Annotated in this window: 18 protein-coding genes; 10 read left to right on the top strand and 8 right to left on the bottom strand. The window is 67.7% G+C overall.

Annotated elements, in window-relative coordinates; all coding sequences use genetic code 11:
* Nucleotides 1-73: 73 nt before the first annotated feature.
* A complete protein-coding gene (locus CHC08_RS19595) occupies nt 74-679 on the bottom strand; it encodes a DUF4240 domain-containing protein (protein WP_179282116.1) in 606 nt (201 codons plus the stop codon).
* 41 nt (nt 680-720) lie between these two features.
* Between CHC08_RS19595 and CHC08_RS48365 the strand changes: the two genes are divergently transcribed.
* The 3 genes from CHC08_RS48365 (at nt 721) to CHC08_RS19585 (ending at nt 3,812) form a co-directional block, all read left to right on the top strand.
* Nucleotides 721-1,395, top strand: coding sequence for a hypothetical protein (locus CHC08_RS48365; RefSeq protein WP_143653281.1), 675 nt, complete (start codon nt 721-723; stop codon nt 1,393-1,395).
* 364 nt (nt 1,396-1,759) lie between these two features.
* On the top strand, nt 1,760-2,248 hold the full coding sequence (locus CHC08_RS19590) for a MarR family winged helix-turn-helix transcriptional regulator (RefSeq protein ID WP_089208772.1): 489 nt from the start codon (nt 1,760-1,762) through the stop codon (nt 2,246-2,248).
* Between the two features lie 73 nt (nt 2,249-2,321).
* Nucleotides 2,322-3,812, top strand: coding sequence for a DHA2 family efflux MFS transporter permease subunit (locus tag CHC08_RS19585; protein WP_089208771.1), 1,491 nt, complete (start codon nt 2,322-2,324; stop codon nt 3,810-3,812).
* A 118-nt stretch (nt 3,813-3,930) separates the two neighbouring features.
* Here CHC08_RS19585 and CHC08_RS19580 read toward each other — a convergent pair whose 3' ends face one another.
* The gene (locus CHC08_RS19580; RefSeq protein ID WP_245878422.1) at nt 3,931-4,500 is read right to left on the bottom strand and encodes a GNAT family N-acetyltransferase; all 570 of its coding nucleotides are present in this window, start codon (nt 4,498-4,500) and stop codon (nt 3,931-3,933) included.
* Nucleotides 4,501-5,025: 525 nt separating this feature from the next.
* Between CHC08_RS19580 and CHC08_RS19575 the strand changes: the two genes are divergently transcribed.
* Complete coding sequence (locus CHC08_RS19575) at nt 5,026-5,739, top strand: NPP1 family protein (protein ID WP_245878421.1); 714 nt, start codon at nt 5,026-5,028, stop codon at nt 5,737-5,739.
* Between the two features lie 333 nt (nt 5,740-6,072).
* Here the strand turns inward: CHC08_RS19575 and CHC08_RS19570 are convergent, their stop codons facing one another.
* The gene (locus CHC08_RS19570) at nt 6,073-7,089 is read right to left on the bottom strand and encodes a glycosyltransferase family 2 protein (protein ID WP_179282115.1); all 1,017 of its coding nucleotides are present in this window, start codon (nt 7,087-7,089) and stop codon (nt 6,073-6,075) included.
* A 380-nt stretch (nt 7,090-7,469) separates the two neighbouring features.
* Here CHC08_RS19570 and CHC08_RS19565 point away from each other — a divergent pair, with 380 nt between their 5' ends.
* The 6 genes from CHC08_RS19565 to CHC08_RS19540 all read left to right on the top strand — a co-directional run bounded on the left by CHC08_RS19565 (nt 7,470) and on the right by CHC08_RS19540 (nt 14,360).
* A complete protein-coding gene (locus tag CHC08_RS19565) occupies nt 7,470-8,696 on the top strand; it encodes an endonuclease/exonuclease/phosphatase family protein (RefSeq protein WP_143653280.1) in 1,227 nt (408 codons plus the stop codon).
* 18 nt (nt 8,697-8,714) lie between these two features.
* Nucleotides 8,715-9,800, top strand: coding sequence for a glycosyltransferase family 2 protein (locus CHC08_RS19560; RefSeq protein WP_089208766.1), 1,086 nt, complete (start codon nt 8,715-8,717; stop codon nt 9,798-9,800).
* On the top strand, nt 9,797-10,828 hold the full coding sequence (locus tag CHC08_RS19555) for a lysylphosphatidylglycerol synthase domain-containing protein (protein ID WP_179282114.1): 1,032 nt from the start codon (nt 9,797-9,799) through the stop codon (nt 10,826-10,828). The genes CHC08_RS19560 and CHC08_RS19555 overlap by 4 nt, the downstream gene beginning before the upstream one ends.
* Before the next feature lie 99 nt (nt 10,829-10,927).
* Nucleotides 10,928-11,959 (top strand): glycosyltransferase family 2 protein, encoded by a 1,032-nt coding sequence (locus CHC08_RS19550; RefSeq protein ID WP_089208764.1) that lies wholly within the window; start codon nt 10,928-10,930, stop codon nt 11,957-11,959.
* A gap of 3 nt (nt 11,960-11,962) precedes the next feature.
* Nucleotides 11,963-13,003: a glycosyltransferase family 2 protein gene (locus CHC08_RS19545; protein ID WP_089208763.1), complete on the top strand. Its 1,041-nt coding sequence runs from the start codon at nt 11,963-11,965 to the stop codon at nt 13,001-13,003.
* 193 nt (nt 13,004-13,196) lie between these two features.
* Nucleotides 13,197-14,360 (top strand): endonuclease/exonuclease/phosphatase family protein, encoded by a 1,164-nt coding sequence (locus tag CHC08_RS19540; protein WP_089208762.1) that lies wholly within the window; start codon nt 13,197-13,199, stop codon nt 14,358-14,360.
* 25 nt (nt 14,361-14,385) lie between these two features.
* Here CHC08_RS19540 and CHC08_RS19535 read toward each other — a convergent pair whose 3' ends face one another.
* The 5 genes from CHC08_RS19535 to CHC08_RS19515 all read right to left on the bottom strand — a co-directional run bounded on the left by CHC08_RS19535 (nt 14,386) and on the right by CHC08_RS19515 (nt 21,514).
* Complete coding sequence (locus CHC08_RS19535) at nt 14,386-15,282, bottom strand: AfsR/SARP family transcriptional regulator (RefSeq protein ID WP_089208761.1); 897 nt, start codon at nt 15,280-15,282, stop codon at nt 14,386-14,388.
* Between the two features lie 20 nt (nt 15,283-15,302).
* Nucleotides 15,303-16,367 (bottom strand): UbiA prenyltransferase family protein, encoded by a 1,065-nt coding sequence (locus CHC08_RS19530; protein WP_089208760.1) that lies wholly within the window; start codon nt 16,365-16,367, stop codon nt 15,303-15,305.
* Nucleotides 16,368-16,383: 16 nt separating this feature from the next.
* On the bottom strand, nt 16,384-17,424 hold the full coding sequence (locus CHC08_RS19525; protein ID WP_089208759.1) for an NAD-dependent epimerase/dehydratase family protein: 1,041 nt from the start codon (nt 17,422-17,424) through the stop codon (nt 16,384-16,386).
* On the bottom strand, nt 17,406-18,797 hold the full coding sequence (locus CHC08_RS19520; protein ID WP_245878420.1) for an aspartate aminotransferase family protein: 1,392 nt from the start codon (nt 18,795-18,797) through the stop codon (nt 17,406-17,408). Before CHC08_RS19520 ends, CHC08_RS19525 begins: the two co-directional genes overlap by 19 nt.
* A gap of 362 nt (nt 18,798-19,159) precedes the next feature.
* A complete protein-coding gene (locus tag CHC08_RS19515; RefSeq protein WP_179282113.1) occupies nt 19,160-21,514 on the bottom strand; it encodes an AfsR/SARP family transcriptional regulator in 2,355 nt (784 codons plus the stop codon).
* Nucleotides 21,515-21,717: the final 203 nt, after the last annotated feature.

Below are 21,717 nucleotides of genomic sequence, written 5' to 3'. Positions count from 1 at the left end.
CCTCCTGGCGAGGGCACGATGCTCTGTCATCGGTGGCGGTTAGGGAGGAGGCGTCGATCACTACACGGATTCCTCATCGGATGGCCCGATATCTGGCCAGACGGGGAAGTCTGCGGTTCATCTCCGTCTCGTCGCTGAAATCCCATCCCTCCCCGTCAAAATCCGCGCCCATGAGAGGAAACTTCCCCTGCACTCCACGGGCGCGGACGGCATCGCCCAGATGCACCACATCCAGACCGGCGACCTTCACATAAGGATCAAATGCCACGTAGCCGAGGAGCTCGAACTCCGGTTCCTCCTCCATCGACCACACGGGAAACTCATCGTTGGCGAGTCTTACGCGACGCAACTCCAGCAGGCGCAGGAGCTGCGGCAACTCGATCACGCTGTCCGGGATGGCCGCCACCTGTTCGAACGCCGTGCGTCCCAGGCTCACGAGCCAATTCGCGAAGTATTCAAAGCCGTCCAACGATCCCCAGCCGAGGACGGAACAGTACACCGCGTACAGGTCCCAGGCGCAGAGCCGACTCGTCGCAGAGATCCACCACATCGAGAAATCGGCGATCTCCTCGGCCGAGCGCAGGGAAAGCTCGGCATCCAGCCATGCAAGACGCTCCTGCCTGGCGCCGGTCTCTCGGTCGGACCGTTCGATCATTTCCCAGAAGGCATCCGCGTCCATGAGACATGATCGTGGCATCCACGATCATCCGTGCATAGATCATGACGCTCTCGTTCGTGGCATGCGGAACTCTCACGGAACAGAGGCTGAACCGCATGACACTTGACGGGATGCGCGCACTTCCCAAAAAACTTCATTCCTGCTTTCCCCGAAAGGTAGAGATGCATAGATTCGCCGCAACTATCTTGGCCATGGTTCTCATGGCCGGTTGCTCGGCACACAGTCGCGATCCCTCTACTTTGCCAACCATCGATGCCAGGCCTTCTGACATTTCGTCCTCATCCGATCCTGCACCATTCAAGGCTCCACCCTTGGCCGATCTCACGGAAGACGTCAAGGGCAAGATTCTCGTTCACCATATCGACGACAAGGCGGAGTTCACCGATTGGAGCCAGGAGGTTAAGCTCGGAAGTTCATACAGCATCTCCGTCGACTGCATCGGGGCTGAGGGGGATATAGTGATTCGAATTGATGATTCGCTCATGTCCCGACCATGCTTGAACAGGCAAAATATCCACTCCACACTCGCATCTGACCAATGTTCAGGCGGTCCGAACCCCGACTTAATAGCCATACTAAAGCAATGCTCAAGGAGACCGGCCGTGACGGAGTTCAGCGTCTATCCCGGAAAGAAGGCGCACATCCGCCACGTGGTAGCAAAGGTCCCATCCGGCGCCAAGTGGGCCCTACTAATCTCCAGCCTTCGTAGGAACTAAATCCGGGTACGCCGCCATGACAAATGTTTCCCATTGGCACGCGAGTGTCGTCCGAAAGTCTTCAACGCGTGAGCGACGGGTTGGGCTTGATCCGGCTTGACGGACGCCTGAGACCAGAGATTCATCCCCGGGAGGATATCCGCGTTGGAGGGCATCAGGAAAAGAAGCGTCCTCATCGTCACTCGTTCATGCCGGATTTCAAGATCGGAGCTGTTGAGCCGTGCCGACGCGGGGATCGCCCGGTCGTCCAGGACTTCTATCTGACGCAACCGCCGTGCGCGACGGGGTCCGCCCCGCCGCGACCGGATCCCGATGGGACTCTTTGTAGATAATCCAGAACGGAACCAGTTGCTACGCTGGGGACATGACTGCCATAGCGCCCGCCCGTACCGAGCCGGATCTGTCGTTCCTGCTGGACCACGCCGGCCACGTTCTGAGGACCCAGATGGCGGCGGCGCTCGCCGAGATCGGGCTGACGGCACGCATGCACTGCGTGCTGGTTCACGCCCTGGAGGAGGAGCGCACGCAGATCCAGCTCGCCGAGCTCGGCGACATGGACAAGACCACGATGGTGGTCACGGTCGACGCCCTGGAGAAGGCGGGGCTCGCCGAGCGCCGTCCGTCCAGCACGGATCGGCGGGCCCGGATCATCGCGGTCACCGAGAAGGGCGCGGAGGTCGCGAGGCAGAGCCAGGAGATCGCCGACGGCGTGCACCAGGCGGCCCTGGGAGCACTGCCCGACGATGAGAGAGAGGTGCTTCTGCGGGCCATGAACCGCCTGGTGACGGGGCATCTGGCCACCCCCGTCGAGGCGCCGCAGGCGAGCCGTCGGGCACGGCATCGCACAAAATAGATCCGCAAGGGATCGTCTACAACAAAACTATCTGCTACGGTCACTCCTGTTCCCTTCCGAACAGGAGACGGCCATGTCGCACACCGCACCATCCCCTCAACCGCCCCGCACCGTCGCGTCCCGATCGCGCTGGCTGGCACTCACCGTGCTGTCCGCCGCGATGCTGATGACGATCCTGGACGGCAGCATCGTGACCGTGGCGATGCCGGCCATCCAACGGGACCTGGGCTTCTCGCCCGCCGGGCTCAGCTGGACGGTCAACGCGTACCTGATCGCTTTTGGCGGGCTGCTCCTCCTGGCCGGCCGGCTGGGCGACCTCATCGGCCGCAAAGCCATGTTCCTGGCGGGAAACACCGTCTTCACCGCCGCGTCACTGCTGGCCGGAGTGTCCACCGGTCCCGGCATGCTGATCACCGCACGGTTCCTTCAGGGCATCGGCAGCGCCATGGCCTCCGCGGTCGTGCTGGGCATCCTGGTGACGTTGTTCACCGAACCCGGAGAGCGCGCGAAGGCGATCGGCATCTTCAGTTTCACCGGTGCCGCCGGCGCCTCGATCGGCCAGGTTCTGGGCGGGGTCCTCACCGATGCGCTCAACTGGCACTGGATCTTCTTCATCAACCTGCCGATCGGGCTGGCCACGATCGCGCTGGCGATTCGGGTGCTGCCCGGCGAGCGCGGGGCCGGACTAGCCGCCGGGGCCGACGTCATCGGCGCGGTACTGGTCACCGGCGGGCTGATGCTGGGCATCTACACCGTGGTCGAGATCGAGCGGTACGGCTGGCTCTCGGCACACACCCTCGGCCTCGGCGCGGTGTCGCTCGTCCTGCTGGCCGCGTTCGTCGTCCGTCAGGCCACCGCCAGGACACCGCTGATGCCGCTGCGGATCTTCCGCTCGCGCAATGTCTCCGGCGCCAACCTCGTCCAGATGCTGACGCTGTCGGCCATGTTCGCCTTCCAGATCATCGTCGCGCTCTACATGCAGAAGGTCCTCGGCTACGGCGCGCTCGACACCGGCCTGGCGATGCTTCCCGCGGCGGTGGCCATCGGCGGCGTGTCCCTGTTCGTCTCCGCCCGGCTCAACACCCGCTTCGGTGAGCGCGCCGTCCTGCTGACCGGCCTGGTGCTCCTGCTCGGAGCGATGGGCTGGCTCACCCGCGTCCCGGTGAACGCCGACTACGTCACCGATCTGCTCCCGGTGATGCTGCTCATCGCGGGTGGCGGGCTGGTGCTCCCGGCACTGACCACGCTCGGCATGTCCTCCGCCAAGGCAGACGACGCGGGCCTGGCCTCCGGGCTGTTCAACACCACCCAGCAGATCGGCATGGCCGTCGGCGTCGCGGTGCTGTCCACCCTGGCCGCCTCGCGTACCGAAGAACTGCTCTCCGCCGGCACCAACGAGGCGTCCGCGCTGACCGGCGGCTACCACCTGGCCTTCGGCATCGCCGCCGCCCTGCTCGTGGCCGCCTTCACCGTCACGCTCACCGTGCTGCGCCAGCCCAAACGAGACACCACCGCCCAGGCCACGGCTCCCGCCGAGCCTGTGGCCCAGCCGGAAGTCGCCTGACCACGACACGGGCCCGGCCGCCGCGTACGAACGAGTATGCGCCGTCATGGCCAGGTAGTTGACCCGGCGCCGGATCGCGAGTGACCTCCGGCCGCCGGTGCGGGTGGCGGCGAAGACCTCAGGCCGTCAATCCCGGCGTTTCCGCAGCGGGCTCGTCGTGCCAGTCCGGAGGGGTCACCGTACCGGCGAGCCAGTCCTTCCGGGTGATCGCGTATCCGATCGAGTCGTACACCGTTCCGTCCGCGCTTGGCCACGCCTCCCGGTAATGCGCCTCCTTCGCGTACCCGCAGCGGCGGAACACCCTCCGCATGGCGTGATTGTCCTGACGGGTGGTTCCCTCGATGCGTGAGATCTCCGGATACGCGCGGAACACCTGCTCTGTCAGCCAGGTGACCGCGCCTCCGCCGAGGCCACGGCCGCGGTACGCGGACCGGATGCGAAGGTCGAACATCGGCGTCTCGTCATCGAGGTCCTCCAGCCGGACCACACCCGCGTGCGCGCCGTCCACCACGATCCAGAAGGTGCGCACCCACTCGCCGTCGTAGTAGCCCTCCCCGACCCGTCGGCGGACCGCGTCCCGGTCGACCCGCTCACTGACGTGGTACGGCCACCTCTCCCCGGCCATGAAGTCCGCCAGCAACTCTCCCTGCGCCTCGTCTCCCACAAACCGTTCGTACTCGACGCGCACGTGAACATCACCCCTCGTCGACCACCGCATCCGGTCGCAACCTTGTATCGCACGGGCTTCCCGGGCGGCAATCGAAATACGAGTCGCCTGAACGCTCCTGAAGCGGGGCGCGCCCGTCGACGCCGTGGCGGACATCCGCGTGACCCGCACCATTTTCCGCGTCTGGTGCGGCGGCACCGGACACGGCCGTAACGACCGCGCGGAGAAGTCCTTGCCCGGCCCGAACCACATCCCCTGACATCCGATGTTCTCGACGCCAAAGGTTCACGCGTCATTAAACTCCAACTTATTTCAAGCTTGACTTAAAGCTGTCAAGATCCTACCGTGATCCTCGATCATGACACGGAACGTCCCACCCCTCAGCGGCCACAGCCGTTTCAGGCTGCCAAAAATCGATAGGGAAGTTTAATGCGGCAAGTGTTATCCGGGGAATCTCCGGTCGGTGCGCCTCCGGTCAAGAGCCGGAGCCGACGTCGGTTCGGAAAGCTGTCGTTCGCCCTCCGCGCGTTTACGGCGGCCGTCGCGATGCTCGTCGTTTTTCCCGGAATCGCCTTCGCGGATCCGCCGGCCGCGCTCGACTGGGCGGCCCCGTGGCCCGATCGCATATACGAGCCGGGTTTCGACTACGACGGCGACGGCTGCTACCCCACTCCGGCCATCGGGCGCGACGGAACGATCGCCCCGGGCCTGTCCCTGGGTGGCGCCGAGAACGGCCACTGCCGCGACTCGTGGGATCTCGACAACACCAACGCCTACTCGCGCGTCAAATGCAACAACGGCTGGTGCGCGTACATGTACGCGCTCTACTTCGAGAAGGACCAGGCGGCGCTGGGGCCCGGTAGCGCCGGGCACAGAAACGACTGGGAGCACGTCGTCGTATGGGTGCAGGGCGAGTGGGGCATGTACGTCTCAACGTCCGCGCACGGCAATTACACGACCCGCCAAAGAAATGACGTTCCCTGGGACGAAACCGGGAAACACCCGTTTGTCGTCTACCATAAGGACGGCGCCAGCACCCATTGTTTCCGCCACGCCAATTTCGGCGAGAAGCCGGAGAACCACAAGGGACAGTGGCAGTGGCCGACGTTGATCGGCTGGGACAACTACCCGCCCGGATTCCGTGACCGACTGGTCAACTACGATTTCGGCAGCGCCCATTTCGGGATCAAGGACGGCTCGTTCGAGGGAGAGCTCGCAAAGGCCAAGCCGGCCGGGATCCCGTTCGATCCCTATGCTTGAGCCGAGCATCCGGTTCGCGTCGAAGATTGCACGAGTTGAATTCGTGGAATTCCGGTGACACCTCGAAACGCGTTTCCGTGACACCCGGTTGAGGTCATCGGAGTACGGCCACCGCATGATCATGCAGTGTCTGTGAGGACACCTGAAGATCATGCGGTGGCCGGGGGTCTCGATCGCCTGGAGGGCGGTTTCCCGCCCTCCACCGAGGTCGACGACCGTGCGATCTCCCGTCATCGGCGGCAAACGCCGGCATCGCCTCCAGCGGAGATCAAAAGCGTCCCGAACCCGCCGATCGGGTGAGGTGGAGAGCCGGCCCTGACGCTCTCCCCCGCGTCACTGACTCTCCAGATCACCGGTCCGGGGGACCCACTGTGGGCTCGGCCGTCTCCGCCCCAGGACACGCTGGAGCACTCCGATTCCCGCCCCCGTCGCTCCCACGAGGGTGACCAGAAGATGGACGGCGCTGAAGTAGAGGCCGAAGAGGAGGCCCCGGCGGGCGAACACCCGGCGGTAGGTGCTGCCGTCGAGGACCACGGCGGCGGCGACGAACAGCGGTGACACGAGGGCGCCGAGGGGGCCGAACAGCAGCGGCGACGCAAGCGCCGGTACGGCGGCGAGCAGCAGCACACCGCCGAACGCACGCGGTACGGAGTCGCCCGGCGTCTCGCCCCGGGCCCACTCCATCGCGCTCACCCGTGCGCGCCGGAACACCTTGCGCAGGATCATCCGCAGCGTGGAGTCGTGGTCGGCCCGGCCGCAGACGGCGGCGGTGATGCGCACCTCGTAGTCCTTCTGCATCACCCGGTAGCGGTAGTCCGCGGACACCGTGTCGCTCAGGTTCGGGTTGAAGGGGCCGATCTCCTTGAACACCTCGGCCGGTACGGCGAGCACGGCCGCGTGCAGCTCAAGGGTCGGACGGTCGGTCGGCATCCACCAGTAGTGCATCTGCAGCGCGCGATACTGCGCGGCGAGGCTCCGGGACGCCAGCGGCTCGGGGTGAAGGATGCCCCCCAGGGCGCCGAGCTTCGGCTCGGACCTGAGGATGTTCACCGCGTTCTCGACGCTGTCCGGGTCGAGGGCGATGTCACCGTCCAGGAAGAGCAGGATCTCGCCGTGGGAGTGCTCGGCGCCGAGGTTGCGCGCGGGCGACGCCCCGCCGTTGACCTCGGTGCGCAGCACGGTGGCGCCCATCGAGCTCGCCACTTCTGCCGCGTCCTCGGTGCCGCAGTCGTCCACCACGATGATCTCGATGGGCGAGTAGGTCTGCTCCTGGATCGCCCCCACGCACAGGCGTAACACGTGGGAGCGGTTGAAGCTGGGGATGATGACCGAGACTAACGGGCGTTCCATGGGTCGCTCCATTGGCTGAAGGCCGCTCTTTCCGAACCGCTGGGTGTTGGCCGGTGATGGGGGCAGGCTGCCACGGCGGTACCTCGGTCAACCGGCCACGGCTCACATCCCGACCTCGGACCGCCCTGCGTCCGGCCCACGCTAGCCGCGGCGGCTTGTCTCATTCTTGTCGTGCGCTCCGCCATGTCGTACGGTCGCCTTCCCGCATGGTCCGCGGCGCCGGACCCCACCGGAATCACTGCCGATCGCTGACAATCACTGCCGATCGCTGAACAACAAGGAAGCGACAAGAACCGGTCAGTACGTTGAGACCGCTGAAAGTGATCGCGGATCGTCAATGGCTGTCGCCGGCCTGACCTACGTGCCGAGGTGGTGTGCTGATGGGCGACCGGGACATCATGACCGAGGATCAGCCCACGGATGTCCCCCTCGAGAAGCCGGTCGGCTGGCGGGTTCGCCTTGGCCGGTTCATCCGGCCGCGGCGACGGTGGTGCCTGGGCACCCGGCTGGTGGTGACCGCCACCACGGGGTGGCTGCTGTTCGTGGTGGCGCATCGGCTGGTGAGCGGCCGCACCTCGCTGTGGGCTCCGCTCGACCTCATCCCGCCGTTCATGTTCGTGGTGGTGCCGGCGCTGCTGCTGGTGGTCGCGCCGCTGGCGCGCCCGGCCCGGTGGCGGATCATCGCGACGCTGGTGTTCACCCTGGTGCTCGGCGCGGGACAGAGCGGGATCAACGTGGCGACCCTCTGGTACACCCCGCCGCCCGCACCGCCCGGGGCCGTCAAGGTGGCCATGTGGAACACCGAGTTCTGGGACCAGGACTGGCGCACCTCCGACGGAAACCGCTACTCGCCCAACTTCTACGACTACCTGCGCAAGATGGACGCGGACGTCTACCTGCTCGCGGAGTACCTGTACGTCGACACCTCGACGGGGGACATGATGGCGTCGAAGTGGACCGCCGACATGGCACTCCGCATCGACAAGACAGCGGAGCTGCGACGCGAGTTCCCGGGATACGAGGTCGCGACGTCCGGAGAGCTGATCACGCTCTCGCGGCTCCCCATCGTCGGGCAGCGGGGTCTCGACATAACCCCGTGGCTGCCCGCCGACCAGAAGCAGGTGCCGGAGGTGATGCGGGACTGGCCGACCTCCTACACGGTCGAGACGCTGCGCACCGACATCCAGGTGGACGGCGCGGTCGTCTCCTTCTACAACACGCAGGTGAACCAGCCCCCGCTCGACTGGCGGCTGTACGACGGTGAGTCCCGCGACTCCAACCGGTACGCCCATGCCCGGCGGGAGGCGAGCTATCACGCGCTTCGGACGGACATCGAGGCCAACGACCACCCGGTGGTGCTCGGCGGCGACCTGAACACCACACCGGCGATGGGGATGCTCCGGCTGCTGCCGGAGAAGCTGGTCGATCACACCCGGGCCCTGCCGTCTCTGTATCCGGCCACGTGGACCGCCGGATACGGCGAACTCTGGCGACTCGACTGGATGTTCACCACTCCGGACATCGCCGTGCACCGCTATGAGATGCCCGGAGCCGCCGGCCTGTCCGACCATCGCCCTCAACAAGCGGTTCTATCCGTTGGCCACTGAGTCGTGGAAGGAATTCATATGACGGAGCCGGCGACGGCGCGGCCCGAGGGTGTCGCGGTCATCGTGCCGAACTACAACAAGAAGAAGACTCTCCGAGCCTGCCTGGAGGCGGTGTACGCGCAGACGTATCCCCTCGCCGAGGTGATCGTGGTCGACGACCGCAGCACGGACGGCTCGTTGGAGATCGCGCGGGAGTTCCCGTGCACGATCATCGAGCCGCCGAGGAACCAGGGACCGTCGGCGGCCCGCAACCTCGGGGTGGACTCCAGCAGCGCGCCTCTGCTGTTCTTCGTGGACTCTGACACGGCTCTGGCGCCGGACGCGGTGCAGAACGCGGTGCAGGCCTATCGGGACACGCCCGACTGCGGCATGGTCCAGGGGATCTACGACAAGGAACCGCTGTTCGACGACGGTCCGGTGGAGAGGTATCGCGTCTTCTCCGAGCACTTCGACCGCCAGCGGGCGGTGTCCACGTTCCTGTCCAACTCGCTGATCCCGCGTACGGTCTTCCGCGAGGCGGGCGGGCTGGACGAGCGGCTGCGAGACGGTGAGGACTTCGAGTTCGGCAACCGGGTTCCGTCCAAGTATCGGCTGGTGGTGACCGCGACCGTGGTCACCAAGGCGGACGACGTCGACCGGTTCTGGGAGTGCATGTGGGAGCGGTTCGTCAGGGCCAGCACCCTGCCGGTGATCATGCTGAGGGCGCGGCAGCTGCAGGACGACGACACGATCGGGTTCCGGCTGGACATGATCGGACCGGCTCCCCGCACCCGCCGCCTGCCGCCGCGGATCTCCTCCGTCTCCGCGGCGCTGAGCCTGTTCACGCTGCCGTTCGTCTTTTTCGTGCCGTGGCTGCTCCTGGTGCTCGCGGTGCTGCTGGCGGTGTTCGTGACGGTGAACCGTGACTTCCTCCGATACTCCTACCGGTACAAGGGTGCGGGCTTCGCGCTGCTCATGGCCTGGATGCAGTTCTGCTACCACACGGCGTTCTTCCTCGGGGCCGGAGCGGGACTGCCACGCCTCGTCTACGAGCTGCTCCGCCGCCAGGGGCACCCGGCCAAGACCGGCCTGACCCCGGTCTCCCCGGCCGGTGCGCCCGAGTGACCGCGCGCCGGCCGTGGCGCCTGCCCCGCCTGCCCCGCGCACTCTGGCGCGTCCTGGTCATCGCGTTCGTGCTGGTCCTGGTGGGCACACTCGGCGCGACCCTGGCCGGGCAGGACTGGAGCGTGGTCGCCGTCGTGCTCGCACAGCGCGACAGCGGGCAGATCGCCCTCCTGCTGGCCGGGGCGCTGCTGGCCAGCACGGTCGGGCTGATCCTCGGCTTTCTGTCGTGGCGGGTGGTGCTGCTCGAACTCGGCTCGCCGGTCAGCGGACCACGGGTGGCACGCGTCTTCTTCGTGGTGTTCCTGAGCAAGTACGTGCCCGGGAAGGTGCCGGGCCTGATCGCCTCGGCCAAGGTGGCCACGGCCAACGGCGTCGGCCTGGCGCGGCTGATGAGTACGGCGGCGCTGAGCATGAGCCTGGTGCTGCTGACCGGGCTCACGATCGGTCTGCTCGCGGGTGTGCAGATGCTCGGCGCCCAGGTGGCGTGGCTGGCGGCGGCGGCGGCGCTGCTGATCGTGGTCGTGCTGGTACGGCCGCAGCTGGTCAACCACGGCGCGAACCTGGTGCTGCGGTTGCTGCGCCAGCCGGACCCCAGGTCGGCCTCGGCCCGCGGGATACGGCTGGCGGTCGTCGCGCAGGCGGTGTCATGGCTGGTCACCGGCCTGCACCTCTGGCTGCTCGCGGTGGCGATGGGGGCCGACCCGTTGCGGTCCCTGGGGTTGTGCGTGGGCGCGTTCACCCTGGCCACGACGGTCGGGATGCTGACGGTCGTGATACCCGACGGGATCGGCGTCCGCGAGGCGGTGCTGGCCGCCGCCCTGACGGTGGTGCTGCCCGCGCCGGCGGCCGCGGTGGTGGCGGTGGCCAGCCGGCTGATCTCCACGGTCAGCGAGGTGGCGCTGGGAGCGGCGGCGCTGGCGGCGGCCGAGGTCGTCATCCGGCGTGCCCCGGCCGTGGAGCCGGCGGTGGAACCGACCGCGGGCCCGGCGCCTGCGCCGGCTCCCACGAGCGTGGCGGGAGACAAGTAGCCATGTCAGGCATCGGAACAGACGAGTGCGAGCGAGCGTCCGGCGGGCGGGTCCCCTCCCGGCCGGTGGCCGCCCGCCAACCCGAAGGGGTCATCGATCATGGATGAACGGCAACCGCTGGTCTCGGTCATCGTGCCGAACTACAACTACGCCCGCACGCTGGACCTGTGCCTGAGCGCACTGGAGCGGCAGGACTACCCGCACATCGAGGTGATCGTCGTTGATGACCGGAGCACCGACGACTCGGTGGAGATAGCCCATCAGCACGGGGTGCGGGTGCTGATCACCGACACCAACATCGGTGCGCCGGCGGCACGCAACCTCGGCGTCCAGCACGCGCTCGGTGAGGTGCTGTTCTTCCTCGACTCGGACGTGGCGCTGACCCCGGACACGGTCGGGAACGCGGTGGCGCTGCTCACGTCCGATCCGACGCTGGGGGTGGTGTGCGGCACGTACGAGCCGGAGCCGCTGATCCCCGACAGCCGCGTGGAGCGGTACCGCAGCCTCCAGCTGCACTACTGGATCTCCGGCGACGCGGGTGACATCACCACGATCTACTCCGCGATCTTCGCGATGTGGACCAGGGTCTTCCACGAGATCGGCCCGCTCAACCCGGCGCTGCGCCACAGCGAGAACGCCGACTACGGCCACCGGATCACCCAGCGCTACCGGATCGTGCTGGACCTCACGATCCGGGGCGCGCACGACCATGACGACCGGCTGAGCGTGGTGCTGTCGAAGTTCTTCCACCGCGCGCGCCTGCACATCCCGCTGTACCTGCGCCGGCCGGACTTCAACGGCGGCCCGACCAACAGCAGCCGCGGCTGGGGTTCGCTCGCCGCCCTGTTCGCGGTGGTCGCCGCAGTGCTGCCGGTGCTGTTCGGCCCGCTCTGGCTGCTCGCGCCGATCCTGCTGCTGGCCGGCTCCATCGCGTCGGATCTGGGGATGTACCGCTTCGTCTGGGGCTACGCCGGTGCGGCGTTCACCGTCTACTTCGCCGCGGTCCACTTCCTGGTGAACGTCACCGTCGCGGTGGCGGTGTTCGTCGGGGTCGCGCAGTGCCTGGTCTCCCCTCGGTTCCGGCGTACCTACGACATGCCGAAGCAGTCCGCGCCGGCGATGGGTGCGTGAGCGATGAGCGACCCCCGCCCCCTGGTAACGGTGATCGTGCCCAACCACAACTACGCGACCTCGCTGGAGCTCTGCCTGCTCGCCATGCAGGCCCAGACCTACCAGCCGATCGAATTGATCGTGGTGGACGACTGCAGCACCGACGACTCGGTCGCGGTCGCGCGCCGGCTCGGTGTCCGGGTCGTCAGCACCGAGCACAACCTGGGCGTGGCCGGTGCGCGCAACCTCGGCACCGCCCACGCCAGCGGTGAGATCCTCGTGTTCGTCGACTCCGACGTGGCCGCCTACCCCGATGCCGTCGAGGTGGCGGTGGCCATGCTCGCGGCCGACCCGCGGCTCGGGGCGGTGTGCAGCATCCACGACCCGGAGCCGCTGATCCGCGACAGCCGCGTCGAGGAATATCGGGCGCTGCAGTACTACTACTGGACGGCGAGCTCCGAGGGGCCCATCTCGTTCCTCTTCCCGGCGCTGGTCGCGATGCCCCGCCACGTGTTCAACGACGTCGGGCTGTTCAACACGCGGTTGCGCGAGACCGAGGAGGTCGACTACGGTCACCGCCTCACCCAGCGGTACGGCATGGTGCTCACCACGGCGGTGCGCTCCCGGCACGACCACGACGACAAGCTGCTCAAGTTGCTGCGCAAGCTGTTCCGGCGGGGACGCGCCCGCGTGCCGCTGTACGCGCAGCGGAAGCGTTTCGCCCGGGGATTCGAGACCTCGAACCGGGCCGGCGGAAGTCTCGCCGCGCTGGCGGCGGTGGTCACCGCACCGGCGGTGCTGCTCGGTCCCGCCGGCGCCGCGCTGCCGCTCCTCGCCCTGGCCGTGTCGATCCTGGCGGACCTCGGCATGTACCGGTTCGTGCTGCGCCGGCGTGGCCCGCTGTTCCTGCTCTACTACGGCGCGGTGCATTTTGTGGTGAACGTGACCATCGCGGCCGGGGTGGCGGCCGGAGTCGTGCAGTGGTTCTGCTCGGCCAGGTTCCGTAGGCTCTACGAACCAGACCTGCTCGTGCGGCCCGCGGCCGCCGGAGAGGCCGCGATGTGATGACTCGTCCGTACACACCCGGGATGCCCGCGCCCCGCGTGCGTCCTAGCCCACCCGGGATGCCCGCGCCAACCGTACGTCCCGGCGCACCCGGGATGCCCACGCCGCGTGGAGGTCCCGGGATGCCCGCGCCATCCGTACGTCCCGGCGCACCCGGGATGCCCTCACACGTACGTCCCGAACGCGGCCGCCGATGACCGATACCCAGGTCGTGACCGCGACCGCCGAGCCACGACGTGCCCGGCGGTCGCGGTGGTCGCGGTGGGCGACCTGGTCGGTGCTGTCGGCGTCGGTCGCCTGGCTGGTGTTCGTGGCGCTCCATCGCGCGCTGTCCGGCCGGGTGTGGTGGTGGCAGGTTCCGGAGCTCCTTCCACCGATCGTGTTCGCGGTCGTCCCGGTCCTGCTGCTCGCGGTGGCCCTGCCGGCACGCCTGGCCCGAGGGTGGATCACCGCGGTGACACTCGCCTCCGTGGTGCTCGGCGGAGGCGTGAGCGGGCTCAACCCCGCCTCCCTGTGGCACCGTTCGGCCCCGGCCCCGGCGGACGCGATCACGGTGTTCTCCTGGAACACCTGGTACTGGGACCAGCCGGCGGCGGGCGGGGCGATGCCACCGCCCACCGGCACGCCGCCGCGTGAGATCGCCGACTTCTACCGGTATCTCCGGGACCAGAGGGCGGACGTGTATCTCCTTCAGGAGTACGTCTACTTCGGCCGGGACTCGAAGCCGATCCGGGTGGACGACGAGGCCAGGCTGCGCCGGGAGTTCCCCGGTTATCACATCGCCGTGGCGAGCGAAATGGTGACGGTCTCCCGGTTCCCGATCGTCTCTGAGCGAGGGGTCGACCTGCGCCCGTGGTTGCCCGAAGAACGCGATGTGACCATACCGTCCAGCCCGGATCTACCTGATTTCTCCACGGTGAAGACGCTGCGCACGGACGTACGCGTCGGTGACGGCACCGTCTCGTTCTACAACGCGCACATCAACTCCCCCGTCGACGCCTCCCCGCCCGGCCTGGACCCTCGCCGTCTCAACCGGACCCAGCACGAACTGCGGCAGGCCAACCTCCGCGCGCTCGCGGCCGACGTCGAGAAGAACCCGCACCCGGCCGTCCTGGCCGGAGACTTCAACGCCTCACCGGCGATGGGCATCATGCGCCTGATGCCGGATCGGATGGTCGACGCCACCCCGGTGCTCGGATCGCTCTATCCCACGTCCTGGGACGATCGATGGCCTCTGTGGCGGATCGACTGGGCGTTCACCACACCGGACGTCACCGTGCACCGGTACGAGCTGGTCCGGTCGAAGGGCCTCTCCGACCACAGCGGGCAGCGCCTGGTCGTCTCGACGAGTCCGTGATCTGAGAACGCGCTCCGGAGAAGGGTCAGTGCCTGCGGGACAGCACCCGGCCGGGCACGTGGGCCGTGGGATGAACCCAGATCGGCGGTTCGGCCCGCGGCGGCTGTCCGAGTGGCACCCAGACCGGACCGGTGTGGCCGGTGCCGGTGTGGCCGGTGCCGGTCCGGACCGCCCCTTCGACCGCCCAGGCCGGCGGGTCGTGATCGCCGTGCAGGATCTCCTGGTGCAGCGCGCGCAGCTCCGGCCCCGGCTCGATGCCCAGCTGATCGGCCAGATACCCGCGCAGGCGTGCGTACTGGGCCACCGCCTCCGCGGTGCGCCCCAGGGCGCAGAGACCGCGCATCAGCATGCTCGCGAGTGGCTCCACGAGCGGATAACGGGGAATGAGGGGCGTGAGCTCGGTGACCACCGCCTCTGGCCGTCCCAGCCGCAGGTGTGCCTGCGCCCAGGTGACGATGGCGCCGACAAACTGCTGTTCGATGCTGTACCGGATCCGGGCCGCCCAGTCTCCCGAGATGTCGGTCAGCGGTGAGCCGCGCCAGAGCTCCATCGCCTCGGCCAGCAGCGCGACCCGGGCGAAGTCGTCACCGGCATGGGTCTGCGCCTGTTTCGCCAGCCGGCGGAACCGGTAGGCGTCCACCCGATCGGGGTCGCCCTCCAGCACGTAACCGCCACCGCGGCGCTCGATGGAGACCGCGGTTCCCGTCAGTGCCTGTCGCAGGCGTGCGATGTGGGCGTACAGCGAATCCGTCGCCCGGTCCGGCGGAAGATCCCAGATCCGGTCGATCAACGTCTGAAGGGATACGGGATGGTTGACATCGACCGCCAGGGCGGCCAGCACCGCACGTCGCTGAGGTGGTCCCAGAGAAACGCGCCGGTCGTCGACGGTCACCTCAACCGGGCCCAATATGCGGACTTCCATTCTTTCCTTCCGTGTCGCTCTCACAGGGGGACGGCAGCGGCCAGGGCCGGATAGTGGGCGAACGCGAGCGTCACACCCAGGGTGGCGGCCCACAACATCGAGTTGGTGACCATGACGCGGTCCCGCAGCAGGATTCGGACCGGGTCACCGCCGTCTTCGTCCATCAGCTGGATCTGCAGGTAGCGGAAAAGGGCGAAGAGCGCGAAGGGCGTGGACAGGAGCATCGCCGTCTGACCGTAGTCGGGACCGAACGGGCCTTCGTCTCGCAGATACATGAGGCCGGAGACGAGGGCGAGCACGGAGGCGATCTGCAGCAGCCAGTTGGTCAGCTCCATCGAGTAGCCGCGGAGCGCCGGCCGGTGCGCGGCCCCCGTGTCCAGGAGTTCCTGGCGCCGCTTGCCGATGAGGAGCAGCAGGGACATCGAGAACACCGTGACCAGCAACCAGGCGGCCGGCCGTCCTCCGATCGCCTCGTACCCCTGGACGACCCGGAGGACAAAACAGACCGCCACCGTGCCCACATCGACCAGCGGTATGTGCTTGAGAAAGCCGCTGTACGCGACGTTGATCACGAGGTACACGATGATCGGCCAGTACGATCCCGGCGCGAGGGCGACGATGGCGCCGAGCAGCGTGAGTAGGGCGGCACAGTAGACGTACGCGACCACGATCCCCACGCGGCCGGCGGCGACGGGGCGATGGCGCTTGACGGGGTGGTGCCCGTCACGGTGCCGGTCGGCGATGTCGTTGCCGATGTAGACGGCGGCGGAGGCCAGGATGAACGCGACCGTGGCCAGGATGACCCTGCCCACGGTGGCGAGGTTCCACGGGGAGGAGTCGATGAGCGCGAGCGGCACAAGGAGGATCGCCTTGGCCGCGTGCGATGGCCGTATCAAACTGAAGAGGTCCGCGACCAGGTGTGGCCGGGCCTCCACGATCTGGCCCGAAGCCGGTTCCCAGATCTCCACTATCTGACCCGGAGCCATCTGGCCCGGAGCCTGTTCCCGGGTCTCGGCTGCCTGGTCCGGCGCCGGTTCCCGGCGCTGCGGGCTCTCTGGAATGCCTGTCGGCTCGACGACGTACATGATCTCCCCGGTCAGCTCAGAAGAAGACTTTCGCCAGCGACAGCGCGCCCTGCCGCCACGCGTCGCGGCTGGTCTGGCCGGCGCCCTGCGGCGAGCCGGCGGTGCGGTGCTCCCGCCACCACGCGTACGTACGGAGGATCGCTTCGCGATTGGACAGCCGGGGCTGGAAACCGAGCCGTTCGCGGGCCTTGTCGGTGCTGACGTAGGAGTCGGCGAGCAGTTTGTGCACCAGCCGCCCGTAGACGGGGGACAGCCGGGTCCGCTCCAGCAGCCGGAGTCCGGCCAGGGCCGGTCGGACGGGCAGCGACACGACGCGCTTGCCGTGACCGGCCGCGTCGAGCACCGCCTGGAAGTCCTCCCGTAGCGTGCCGAACTCCGCGGCCGCGAGGTTGTAGGTGTCGTTCGCGATGTCCGCCGGCGCCGTCAGGACGCCGGCCACGGCGTCCACCAGGTCCTCGATGGCGAGCATCTGGATGCGCACGTCCCCGCGGCCGAGGACCGGGAAGTTCCGGCCCTCCTCGGCCCACTCGAAGAGCATCGCGAACAGGCCCATCCGGCCGGGACCGAGGAAGGTCTTGGGACGCAGGATCGGCACGCACATCCCGCCGGATCGATACTTCTCGGCCAGCTCCTCCGCCTCGGTCTTGGCCCTGGTGTAGGGGTCGACCGGCTCGCGCGGATGTTCCTCCGGCGTGGGCACCAGCTTCGGAAGCCCGTACACGGCGGTGGAGGATATGTGGACCACACGCTCCACGCCGGCCTGACGCCCGGCCTCCAGCACGCTGTGCGTGCCTCCGACGATCAGGTTGTGGATCTGCTCCGCGGGATAGCTCGGCAGCGCGCCGGCGCAGTGCACGACCGCGTCCGCCCCGGCCATCGCCTCGGCCATCAGCGAGACGTCTCGCACGTCGCCGACCCGGTGCTGCCACTGCGGGGCCGGGTCGGACTGCGGGCGCAGATCCACGCCGATCACCTCGTGGCCCGCGAGCACGAGCCGCCGGGCCAGGTTGCCGCCGAGCATTCCGGCGCTGCCGGTCACTACGACCCGATAGGCCATCGCGACCCCACCTTCTCCCGCACGAATCGGGCGAGCAGCCGCGGCAGGCCCTTGGCCAGGGTCTTGTCGAGGCCGTCCAGGAAGTGCTCGAGGTCGTCGGGTTCGATGGCGAGGGTCGGCGCGACGACGAGGGGGTTCTCGACGTTCGGGCTGTAGTACGACACGATGTCGTGCTCGCGGTAGAGCTCGGCGATCACCGAGAGGGTGATCAGCTTGGTGCGGAAGTGCGGATCGCCGGAGAAGCCCGGTGCCAGCTTGCCGGCGATGTCGAGCACCTTGGGGCCGCCGGTCAGGAACACTCCCCACAGCGCCCCCGTGCCGGCCACCTGGCCGACCACCTCCGGGTAACGCTTCTGGATGTTCTCCAGGCCGGGCTTCAGGATGCGCTCGATCTGCCGCGCCCGCGCGGGATAGTCGTCTTCGACGACCACGTTGATCGCCTCGATCGCGGTGGCGGTCTCCTCGCCGAACCCGTAGTAGGTCGTACTGTGCAGGATGACGTCGGAGAGCCGGTCGTACGCCTTGCGGAAGATGGGCTCGCGCGCGGTGTATCCGGCGATCGACGCCTTTCCGCCGCCCAGCGACTTCGAGTACACCAGGATGTCGGGCAGCAGGCCCGGATAGCGCATGAAGTAGAAGAGGCTTCCGGTCTTACCCCATCCCGTGTACACCTCGTCGAAGATCAGGATGATGTCGTTCTCGTCGCAGAGCCGGCGCAGCTCGTGAAGGTCCGTCTCCGACCAGCAGCGCATGCTCGACGCGCTGTACGGCTCGACCATGAGCGCGTAGACGTCGCACTTCCCCTCGGGGGTGCGCGCGGCGTCGACCGCCGCCCGCACGGCCGCGACGTCGCCGAACGGGTGGACGACGATGCCGGGAAGTCCGGGGAATCGAAACGCGTTCTCGGACGATCCGGTCAGGCTCCCCGCGCCAAGGGTCTTGCCGTGGAAGCTGATGTCGGACCGCAGGATCGTGTTACGCCGGCCGCCGTGATACTTGTACGCCATCTTGACGGCGCCCTCGTTGGCCTCCGCGCCCGAGTTCGGAAAGTAGGAGATGTTCAGGTCGCCCGGCAGCAGCGTGGCCACGTTATGGCTCAGCGCGGCCAAATAGGGCGAGAAGAATGCCTTGTGCACTTCCATTCGCCGCCGCTCGGCGAAACGGCGTCGTGCCGCCAGGATTCGCGGATGGTTGTGGCCGTGGTTGAGAACGCCGACCCCGCCGGTGACGTCGAGGATACGGCGGCCGTCGCGTGTCCAGATCCAGGCGCCCTCGGCCCGTTCGACAAGTTCGCGACCGAAACCGAAGGAGGTCATGAGGTTGACCTGGCTCCGGCTGACATACCTTCCGTACAGGTTCTGAACCTGCTTCACGGTAAGGTTTTCACACTCATCGATGCCGATTAACTCAGACACGTCCACCCTTTCCCGGGGTTTTGTGCGAATTGACCGATTCTGACATTACGGGCGCATTTCGGTCCGAGAATGAAAATCGTCGCCAGGCGGGCGCCGGTTGGATTTTCGCAGCGGTACCGCCGCTGTTTTCGGTCAGCCCTTTGGTACGCCTGCGCACGGTGCCGCCTTCTCCTAGAGGTGTGAGAAAACGAGAGACATGTCGCCAATAGTGTTAAATGTGGCTATACCTTGCCCTATACAAATCTGCATAGGTCGGCGCCGCCGTCCGGCGAACGCCGGAAAAAAGGACAGCTCAGCGCGCGACCTCGGGGATTCGCCCGTCAGATCCCGCGACCGCGGCGGGTGTATGTGAGGATGATTTCCGGCGTGTCAGATCCCGCGCCGGTTTCGATCGCTCGTTTCTCATCGCCGTTGATCAGGTGGAGCGTGTGGAGGATGGTCGCGCTCGTATACCGGCATTCACGGGCCCGCGCCTCGTCCCCCAGATCCTGGTAGGCCCGCCCCAATCCCCACCAGTGCTCCGCCGTGCGGTAGGTCCCGACGGCGCCGCCCGCGAGATCGGCCTCCAGCGCCTCGTGATAGCAGAGGGTCGCCATGTCGGGCCGGCCGGCGAGACGGTGCATCTCCGCCAGATAGCCCAGGTCCAGGGCGGCCTTCACCGGATCTCTGAGCCCCCGCAGGACGGCGGTGGTCTCGGCGTGGAAGCGGGTCGCCTCGTCGGCCGGCTCCGTGCGATGATCGGCCGTGAAGTCGTCCGGCGACGGGCCGGAGCGGCCGAGCGCCGGGCGGCCGAACTTGGCGTTCCGCCTGGTCCGCAGGTTGTACACGTTGCCGATGGCGCCGGTGATGACGAGATAACTGTGAAGCACCCGCCGTACGGCCTTCGTCTGCTCCTCCTCGGTCTCCTCCTGCCGGGTCCGTTCACGGGCGAACAGGCAGAGCAGGTCGTGCATGCGATAGCGGTTGACGTCGCAGACCTCGAGAAGCTGGACGTCGGCGAGATGCTCCAGGAGATCCGCGGTCTGTTCCTCGGAGCGGTCGGCCAGCGCCGCGGCGACCGCGACGCTGATGTCGGATCCGCCGAGCAGGCTCAGCAGCCGGAACATGCGGGAGTGCTCGGCTTCCAGGCCGCGGTAGCTCATCATGAAGCAGGCCCGGACCGCCCGGTCGTCGGCCTGCAGCTCGGACAGGCGATGGTCCTCGACCGCGAGACGGTCGGCGAGGGCCCGCAGCGACAGGCCCGACCGGGCGACCAGCCGGGCGGCGGCGATCCTGATCGCCAGCGGCAGTCCCCCGCAGAGCCGTACGATCGCGCGCGCCGCCCGCGGATCGGCGGCGACGCGCTCGTCGCCGACCAGGCGGCTCAGCAGGGTGATCGCCTCGTCCTCCGCCATGGTGTCGAGGCGGAGATGCGCGACGGCGTCCAGCGAGGTCAGCATCCTCCGGGCGGTGATCAGCACGCAGCACGTGGGACTGGCGGGCAGCAACGGCCGCACCTGCGCGGCGTCCCGGGCGTTGTCGAACAGGAGCAACAGGTGCCTGCCGTCGGTCAGCGAACGGAATCGCGCGGCCAGCTCGTCCACCTCGGCCGGCGCGGCCGCGTCGTCGCCGAGGGAACGTAACAGGCGGGCGAGGACCTCGGCCGGTTTCAGCGGCTTGACGTTGGGGGTCGAGCCGTGCAGGTTCACGTAGAGCTGCCCGTCGGGAAACCGGTCCGCGACCTGGTGGGCGACGTGTACGGCGAACGCCGACTTGCCGATCCCGGCCGCTCCGGCGACCGCGGAGATGACGATCGGGCCCGAGCCCGCGGAGGCCAGCGCCGTCCGTAACCGGGAGACCTCCGCGGCACGCCCGGTGAAGGCGGCCGAGTCGACCGGGAGCTCGGCCGGGGCGAAAAACCTGCGGACGGTGATCGACGGCGACGGCGCCGCCAGCGCGGGATCGTCGACGAGGATCTGCTGATGCACGCGGATCAGGTCCGGACCGGGATCGACGCCCAGCTCCGCGGCGAGCATCTCCCGCGCGCCCTGGTACACCGCGAGCGCGTCGGCCCGGCGGCCGGAGCGGTACAGGGCGAGCATGAACTGCGCCCGGAGCCGTTCGTTCAGCGGATCTCTGCGGGTCAACGCCTCCAGATCGGGAAGCACCTCGCCGTGCTGGCCCAGTGCCAGCCGGGCCTCCAGCGAGGTGTCCACGACGGCCGCTCTCAACCGCTCCAGCCGCGCCGCCTCGCCCCGCAACGGCTCGGGAAGGGACAGTCCCTCCAGAACCGCCTCGGCGCGCCAGAGGCCCACGGCCCGGGTGCACCGTTCGAGCGCGACGTCATTTCGCCCCTCGGATAACATTCGACGTCCTTGTGCGGCGAGTTCTTCGAACAATTTAACGTCGATTTCACCGGGAGCTACCCGGAGTACGTATCCGTTGGAGCCCGCCTCGATCCGGGAAGGGGCGCCGAGAACCCGTCGCAGCGCGGAGATATAGGTGTAGAGATTCGACTCGGCTGTGGGAGGAGCCTGTTCTTCCCACAGCCAGTCGAGCATCCGCTGGGTGGGTATCGCCTTACCGGCATTGAGCAGCAGGGCGGCGAGCAACACCCGCTGTTTGCGCCGTCCGAGTGCGATCGGCCGCCCATTGGCCGCCCGCACCTCGATCGGTCCCAGAATCTTGAAATCCATCGGCATCACTCTTTAGCGCACACTATTCACCAACATGAACCACACAAATGCGCATAAATCCTGTTTTGCCTAGCGACCCATGATCGTGGGTTTCCGCCTTCGACCGGTACTCACCTGAAGGGAAGAAAAAGATTACGCGGGCCGGCACGTCCAAACCGCTCACGTTCCGGCGACGGTTCCGGTGAACGCCAGGGAAGACGGTT

It is taken from the genome of Streptosporangium subroseum, from assembly GCF_900188345.1.
Lineage (GTDB): Bacteria > Actinomycetota > Actinomycetes > Streptosporangiales > Streptosporangiaceae > Streptosporangium > Streptosporangium subroseum.
The sequence above is the reverse complement of the archived record's forward strand: the minus strand, read 5'-3'. Positions and strand labels throughout refer to the sequence as shown.

What these genes read in the sequence shown, in the direction of transcription:
- CHC08_RS19545 (WP_089208763.1), top strand. Translation starts at nt 11,963, where the DNA reads ATGAGCGACCCCCGCCCCCTGGTAACGGTGATCGTGCCCAACCACAAC.
- CHC08_RS19570 (WP_179282115.1), bottom strand. Translation starts at nt 7,089, where the DNA reads ATGGAACGCCCGTTAGTCTCGGTCATCATCCCCAGCTTCAACCGCTCC.
- CHC08_RS48365 (WP_143653281.1), top strand. Translation starts at nt 721, where the DNA reads ATGACGCTCTCGTTCGTGGCATGCGGAACTCTCACGGAACAGAGGCTG.
- CHC08_RS19525 (WP_089208759.1), bottom strand. Translation starts at nt 17,424, where the DNA reads ATGGCCTATCGGGTCGTAGTGACCGGCAGCGCCGGAATGCTCGGCGGC.
- CHC08_RS19575 (WP_245878421.1), top strand. Translation starts at nt 5,026, where the DNA reads ATGCTCGTCGTTTTTCCCGGAATCGCCTTCGCGGATCCGCCGGCCGCG.
- CHC08_RS19550 (WP_089208764.1), top strand. Translation starts at nt 10,928, where the DNA reads ATGGATGAACGGCAACCGCTGGTCTCGGTCATCGTGCCGAACTACAAC.
- CHC08_RS19535 (WP_089208761.1), bottom strand. Translation starts at nt 15,282, where the DNA reads ATGGAAGTCCGCATATTGGGCCCGGTTGAGGTGACCGTCGACGACCGG.
- CHC08_RS19560 (WP_089208766.1), top strand. Translation starts at nt 8,715, where the DNA reads ATGACGGAGCCGGCGACGGCGCGGCCCGAGGGTGTCGCGGTCATCGTG.
- CHC08_RS19540 (WP_089208762.1), top strand. Translation starts at nt 13,197, where the DNA reads ATGACCGATACCCAGGTCGTGACCGCGACCGCCGAGCCACGACGTGCC.
- CHC08_RS19565 (WP_143653280.1), top strand. Translation starts at nt 7,470, where the DNA reads ATGGGCGACCGGGACATCATGACCGAGGATCAGCCCACGGATGTCCCC.
- CHC08_RS19595 (WP_179282116.1), bottom strand. Translation starts at nt 679, where the DNA reads ATGGACGCGGATGCCTTCTGGGAAATGATCGAACGGTCCGACCGAGAG.
- CHC08_RS19585 (WP_089208771.1), top strand. Translation starts at nt 2,322, where the DNA reads ATGTCGCACACCGCACCATCCCCTCAACCGCCCCGCACCGTCGCGTCC.
- CHC08_RS19515 (WP_179282113.1), bottom strand. Translation starts at nt 21,514, where the DNA reads ATGGATTTCAAGATTCTGGGACCGATCGAGGTGCGGGCGGCCAATGGG.
- CHC08_RS19530 (WP_089208760.1), bottom strand. Translation starts at nt 16,367, where the DNA reads ATGTACGTCGTCGAGCCGACAGGCATTCCAGAGAGCCCGCAGCGCCGG.
- CHC08_RS19590 (WP_089208772.1), top strand. Translation starts at nt 1,760, where the DNA reads ATGACTGCCATAGCGCCCGCCCGTACCGAGCCGGATCTGTCGTTCCTG.